6 protein-coding genes are annotated in these 6,503 nt (G+C 40.7%); all 6 read left to right on the top strand.

The features are described from left to right. The first annotated feature begins 1 nt into the window (after position 1). The 6 genes from OSO01_RS21185 (at position 2) to spoIIID (ending at position 6,283) form a co-directional block, all read left to right on the top strand. Positions 2 to 1,123 (top strand): mandelate racemase/muconate lactonizing enzyme family protein, encoded by a 1,122-nt coding sequence (locus tag OSO01_RS21185; RefSeq protein ID WP_147212453.1) that lies wholly within the window; start codon positions 2 to 4, stop codon positions 1,121 to 1,123. A gap of 1 nt (position 1,124) precedes the next feature. Then, positions 1,125 to 2,060 carry a C40 family peptidase gene (locus tag OSO01_RS21190; protein WP_147212454.1) on the top strand — a complete coding sequence of 312 codons (936 nt, stop codon included), beginning with the start codon at positions 1,125 to 1,127 and terminating at the stop codon, positions 2,058 to 2,060. A gap of 4 nt (positions 2,061 to 2,064) precedes the next feature. After that, the gene (locus OSO01_RS21195; RefSeq protein ID WP_147212455.1) at positions 2,065 to 3,096 is read left to right on the top strand and encodes an ABC transporter ATP-binding protein; all 1,032 of its coding nucleotides are present in this window, start codon (positions 2,065 to 2,067) and stop codon (positions 3,094 to 3,096) included. Between the two features lie 226 nt (positions 3,097 to 3,322). Further along, on the top strand, positions 3,323 to 4,540 hold the full coding sequence (gene spoIID, locus OSO01_RS21200) for a stage II sporulation protein D (RefSeq protein WP_246145271.1): 1,218 nt from the start codon (positions 3,323 to 3,325) through the stop codon (positions 4,538 to 4,540). Positions 4,541 to 4,709: 169 nt separating this feature from the next. Next, a complete protein-coding gene (gene spoIIQ / locus OSO01_RS21205; protein WP_147212456.1) occupies positions 4,710 to 5,567 on the top strand; it encodes a stage II sporulation protein SpoIIQ in 858 nt (285 codons plus the stop codon). 383 nt (positions 5,568 to 5,950) lie between these two features. Then, entirely contained in the window at positions 5,951 to 6,283 is a 333-nt protein-coding gene (spoIIID, locus tag OSO01_RS21210; RefSeq protein ID WP_147212457.1) for a sporulation transcriptional regulator SpoIIID, read from the top strand. The last annotated feature ends 220 nt before the right edge of the window (positions 6,284 to 6,503 follow it).

Genomic DNA, 6,503 nt, shown 5'->3' on the forward strand with positions numbered 1-6,503 from the left:
CGTGAAGATAGTTGATTTAGAACTTTATCATAGCTCGATCCCTTTGCATACACCTTTTAAAACAGCACTGCGAACGGTAACTGTTGCAGAAAGTATTTTTGTGAAAATCACCTGTGATAATGGCGTCCTCGGCTGGGGAGAGGCCCCGCCGACGCATGTGATTACAGGAGATAGTCTGGCAAGCATCCACTACACAATCGATAAGGTAATCCGCCCGATTTTAAAGGATGCAGAGTTATCATCCTACGCACATATTTTTACGCAGCTGGAGAAGGCGATTGTTCATAATACCAGTGCAAAGGCTGCTGTGGATATGGCGTTATATGATTGTCTGGCACAAGCAGCAAATCAGCCTTTATATCAATATTTGGGAGGATACCGTTCTCAGATTGAAAATGATTATACCGTCAGTGTGAATAAGATTGATCAAATGCAGAAGGATGCAAAATTATATAAAGAAAATGGGTTCGATATTTTAAAGGTAAAGGTAGGTAAAGATTCGGCAGACAAAGATATAGAACGGATAGCTGCTGTCCGGAAAGCGGCAGGAGAGGATGTTCTGATCCGATTAGATGCAAATCAGGGCTGGACCGCAAAAGAAGCTGTTAAAGCAATAACAAAAATGGAAGAGCTGGGCTTAAATATTGAATTGGTAGAACAGCCTGTGCCAGCCTATGATATCACCGGGCTTAAATATATTACCGACCATACCACAACGCCAATTATGGCGGATGAAGCTGTATTCTCTGTGCACGATGCACGGAGTGTCCTGAAAATGGGTGCTGCAGATTTGATTAATATTAAGCTGATGAAGTCTGGAGGAATCCACCAGGCGATAAAAATTGCGAACCTTTGTGAAGCTTATGGAATCTCCTGTATGGCAGGGAGCATGATTGAGACTAAACTGGGAATTACAGCAGCTGCTCATTTTGCAGCCAGCCATCCGGCAGTGACACGCTTTGACTTTGATGCACCTCTTATGCTGTCAGATGATATTTTAGAAGGCGGTATTCATTACGTGGGAAAAGGAAATCAAATTACATTTCCTAATCAGCCGGGGCTTGGAATAAAATCTGTGAAGGAATCTTATTTGGAAGTAATTGAAAATGAAAGGAGTTGGTAGAATGAAAGAGATGTTTGAGAAGCTCCCGGAAATGTTTCATGTAACAAATGTGCAGGCCGCAACAATTTGGACTAATCCGCAGTCTGCCAGAGCAGAGGATGAATATGGAATCTCAAGCCCGACAGATATACCTAAATGGGTGAACAGCTTAACCTATGAGCAGGGTTTAGCTTTATGTAATGACAATCTGGTACAGTCGCAGACTTTATATGGAGAGCCTGTTCTTGTTCTGGAGGAAGAAGGAGAGTGGGCACATGTTATTGCTCCATTTCAGCCATCCAAAAAAGATAAAAGAGGCTATCCGGGCTATATTCCAATTCGGCAGTTGACACGTGTTAACAAAGAAAATTGGCTGCAGGATAAATATAGCGTCGTGATCGCAAAGGATGCCCGGCTGGAAGATCCAGACGAGCAAATCAGTATGCAGCTGAGTTATTTAACAATTTTACCTTACTTAGATGAGGATGATATACATGTTTATGTGCAGACTCCAACAGGAAAACAGCAGATTGCTAAAGAAAAAACAATAACAGTTGCCAATAAAGCTGGCATAGAGCCGGGCAGCGGCGAAGATATTGTGGCTGCCGGCCTCTCTTTTATCGGCCTCGATTATTTCTGGGGCGGTATGAGCTCCTTTGGCTATGATTGCTCTGGGCTCGCATATGCGGCACATAAAGCAAATGGTTACTGGATTGCCCGTGATGCAGGGGACCAGGCAGATGCAGGTGAGGAGATTGCTTTTGAGAAAATAGAGCCGGGAGATTTACTCTTCTTTGCATATCAGGAAGGAAAAGGTGAAATTCATCACGTCGGCATCTATAAAGGAAATGGAGAGATGCTGCATTCACCACAAACAGGAAAAGGAATTGAAATTACACCTTTAAAAGGAACCAAGTATGAAAGGGAGCTATGCGCAGCAAGAAGGTACTGGAGGTGAAGAGATGGAAGATAAAATACTGGAAGTAAAAAACCTTGTGAAATACTTTGATGTTGGAAAGGCAGATATTTTAAAAGCAGTCAATGGTGTATCCTTCCATATTTTTAAAGGGGAAACCTATGGCCTGGTTGGAGAATCCGGCTGTGGAAAATCTACTATCGGCCGTACGATTCTGGGATTATATGATAAAACAGACGGAGATGTCTGGTTTAATTATGAAAATGTGCATGGATTAAGCGAAAAGGAACAATTCGCGCTTTACCGGAAGATGCAGATGATTTTTCAGGATCCCTACGCTTCGTTGAATCCACGGTCTACCATCAGAGAAATTATCTCCGAGCCTTTAGAGGTACATGGTATCTTTAAGAAGAAAAAGGATTTGATGAACCGTGTGTACGAACTGCTGGAGGAGGTTGGACTAAGCAGGGATCATGTAAACCGCTATCCACATGAATTCAGCGGCGGACAGCGGCAGCGGATCGGAATTGCGAGAGCGCTGGCACTGAATCCGGACTTTATTATTGCCGATGAGCCGATTTCTGCATTGGATGTTTCCGTACAGGCACAGGTAGTGAATCTGATGAAGCGGCTACAGCGGGAAAAAGGGCTGACATTTTTATTTATTGCCCATGATTTATCGATGGTTAAGCAATTCTCAGACCGGATTGGCGTGATGTATTTAGGGAATTTGGTAGAGGAGACCGATGGCGAGGATCTCTATGAGAATCCATTGCATCCATATACAAAAGCTCTTCTATCAGCCATTCCTATTCCCGATCCGGATATAGAAGAAGAGAGAGAACGGATTATTTTAGAGGGGGAATTGCCAAGCCCTATAAATCCGCCCTCAGGGTGCGTGTTCCGGACAAGGTGCCCGATGGCAATGGATATATGCAAGGATGTGAAGCCGATATGGCAGGAAATAAAGTCCGGCCATCGCGTTGCCTGCCATCTTTATGATGAGAACTATAAAGACAGTCCGACGACTGGACCACAGCGGTCGAGAGAAATTGAAGAAGAGGAAATACAGGCTTAATAAAATTAAAAACCATAGAATGCTCTTTGCACGAATAAAGGAGAGCTTCTATGGTTTTTGAATGCATACATATTATGAGCAGTTCCAGCCTTCCACATATTTTTTCTCTAAAATTATCATAAGAAAAAGGTCTATTTTGCCAATAAAATGTATAGATTTAATAGTAGGCATGATAGATAAACAGCTTAAGAGGATATTCAGAAAGTTTTAGAAAAGGAGGAGGAACGTGCATAACAAAAAGTATAAACAGAAAAACACAGCAATTCATAAGAAAATGAAGCAGCTGCAGCAGAAGAAAAGGATACCGAACCAGCCATTACAGAAAATCGTACCTTTTTCTAACCGGAAATCAACGTATTATAATCATCAGCGCCCATCTCCTTGGAAGCAAATGATAATAGGTGTTTTTGCAGTACTGATTATTTTTATTCTGGCAGTCCCGGCAATTATTGTCCAGATTACAAAGACGGATAATCAAATTAGTGCAGGTGTAGAAGTGGTGGATACAGGTGAAGAAAATCCTGATAAAGAAAACGGGGCAGAGGATACTTCTGAAGAAACAGCGGCGGGGGAGGAAGCAGTGGAGGTCGGGGCATCTCCATTTGATGTATCTGTCATGCGGGTGAGCAATGACGAGGTGGAGAATGTTCCGGTAGAGCAATATGTTGCCGGTGTTGTTTCCTCCGAAATGCCGACAGAGTTTGAAATGGAGGCGTTAAAAGCCCAGGCAGTTGCTGCGAGAACATTTACTGTCAACTTCCTGCTGAATGGAGAAAAGAATGGCAACTATGATTTGACTGATTCAACACAGCATCAGGTATATAAAGGTGAACAGGAGCTGCAAGAGCAATGGGGAGCAGAATATCAGGAGAAAATGAATAAAATAAATCAGGCAGTTAAGGAAACAGAAGGACAAATCATAACTTATAATAAGGCACCGATTACAGCCTCTTTTTTCTCCACAAGTAACGGATATACGGAAAACTCGGAGGATTATTGGGAGAGTGAGGTTGCCTATCTGCGCAGTGTAGAGAGTCCCTGGGATAAGAATGCACCAGAATTCACCAGTCAGACAACGCTGAGTGTCGCAGAAGTATCGGAGGCATTACAAATACCGCTTCAGGATGATAAGAAAATCCCAATGGAAATCAGCCATACAGACAGCGGCAGGGTAAAAGAAATAACAGTTGCCGGGAATGCTTTTACAGGACCGGAATTTCGCGATAAATTGGGCTTGAGATCCAGTGATTTTACCATTGAACAGAGTGACAATCATCTGATTTTTACGACTCAGGGCTATGGGCATGGTGTCGGAATGAGCCAATACGGCGCAAATGGCATGGCAGCAGAAGGAAAAAACTATGAAGACATTATTCACTACTACTATACAGATGTAGAAATCAGTCAGGTAAGTGAAATTGCACCAACCCTCGTTTCTAACTAAGCGGGGGTTTTTAATTGTCTAAATAGGTAAAACTACTTTTATTGTAAAGGTAAAAACGTTTCTACTAAACCCTCTATGCAACCTATTTATTATGAAAATCAAAAATTTTTTTCATAGTCATGTATATAATTCTCTTTTTCTGCTCACAATGGTTGCAGAGGTGATGAAAATGAAAGAGGAATTCAAAGGCCCAAAAAATAAATGGAGCCAAATTTTCCGCAAGAAATGGTTTTTCCCAGCATTGTATTTAAGTATTGCAGCTGTTTTATTAGCGTCAGTCATTTGGTATCAAAATGCAGGATCTGATGTTTCAGAGCAGGATGACCAAAGAAATGCAGAGGATCACTACCTTCCATCAATGAATGATGAAGATGCTGTACCAGTAGTTGACCAGCAGGAATTGGTAGGAATGCCACTGGAAAACACAGATGAAGCAGAAATCGTAACTAAATTTTTTGATTACAACGCAGAGCAGGAAGACAGAGAAAATGCACTTGTACTTTACAACAATCGTTACTATCAAAGTACAGGAGTAGACATTGCAGCAGCAGATGCAGAAACTTTTGATGTCTTAGCATCTATCAGCGGAACAGTAGAAGAAGTGAAGGAAGACCCATTACTAGGTAACGTAGTTGTGTTATCACATGGTGAAGACTTAAAAACGTATTATGCTAGTCTTGGAGATGTAGCAGTTTCTGTAAGTGACCAAGTTGCCCAAGGAGATAAGCTGGGAACAGCTGGTAAAAACTTGTTTGGTAAAGACAATGGAACACACTTGCATTTTGAAATCCGTAAAGATGGTACAGAAGTAAATCCAGAAAGCTACTTTGAACAGCCGGCATCCAGCATTGCTGTAGAAGATAGCACTGCGGAAGATGAAGCAGTAAGTGAGGAACCAACTTCAGGAGAAGATGTTGTAGAGCCTGAAGAAGATGCAGAAGAAAATGTAGAACAAGATGTAGAACAAGACGAAGCACCAAGTGAAGACGAAGAAATTGATGTAGAACTGGACGAGTCTGAAGAATAATAAAAGTAACTGGGAAAACCAAAAATCTGGTGATGAATAAAATTCATTGCCGGATTTTTTTATTGGGCTTTTTGGACTCCCCTAAAAGCAATTTATTAACATACTTTTGAAAATACACCTTGTCCCCATGATTATTTGTACAAAACTTAAGCATAAAGGAACGATTTTTTTAATATGATGATATTACAAACCATGCAATCGAACTGTCTGAGGTGAAAAGACATGTAATTTATAAATACCATTCATCTAAAGTGGAACCCTTTTTCTTTTTTAGACCAATGACTACATAAAAAATAGTCAGCCGCTTATCCATAAGTCCTATCCCAAAACATACACCCTGTCCAAGCGACACCTCGGAATTACAACTTAGGGGGGCGAACGGTGTGCATGATTACATCAAAGAAAGGACAATTAAAATAGGGAGGCATGTTGTAGAAACAAGAAAAACAGTCCGGACGATTGCAAAAGAGTTCGGCGTATCCAAAAGCACTGTCCATAAAGATCTAACAGAACGGCTTCCGGAAATTAATCCTAAACTGGCTCAGGAAGTAAAAGAAATACTTGAATATCATAAAGCAATCCGTCATTTGCGCGGAGGCGAAGCAACAAGGAAAAAATACAAAATATCGAAGGATGAAGAAGATACATTAAAAGAAACGAAAATCACACAAAAATTTCTTGCTTCATCAAGCAGACCAAAGACTCAGGGGAGTTAAAAAATCTCCATGCAATTTATTTTTTTAATATTATAAATATGTTAAAAAAGCAGTAGAACAATGATTAGAAATAGTTTTACTGCTTTTTTAGGTGCTCGGAAAATCTTTGATTAAATGATAAATACTGATTTATTACAAGAGAATGGAGTGATTTATGACCAAATATTATAGTGACTAATATAAATTTACTTAATTACTCAACTTTCGCACTTTAAAAAGT

The sequence above is a fragment of the Oceanobacillus sojae genome, from assembly GCF_007991515.1.
GTDB classification, from domain to species: domain Bacteria; phylum Bacillota; class Bacilli; order Bacillales; family Amphibacillaceae; genus Oceanobacillus; species Oceanobacillus sojae.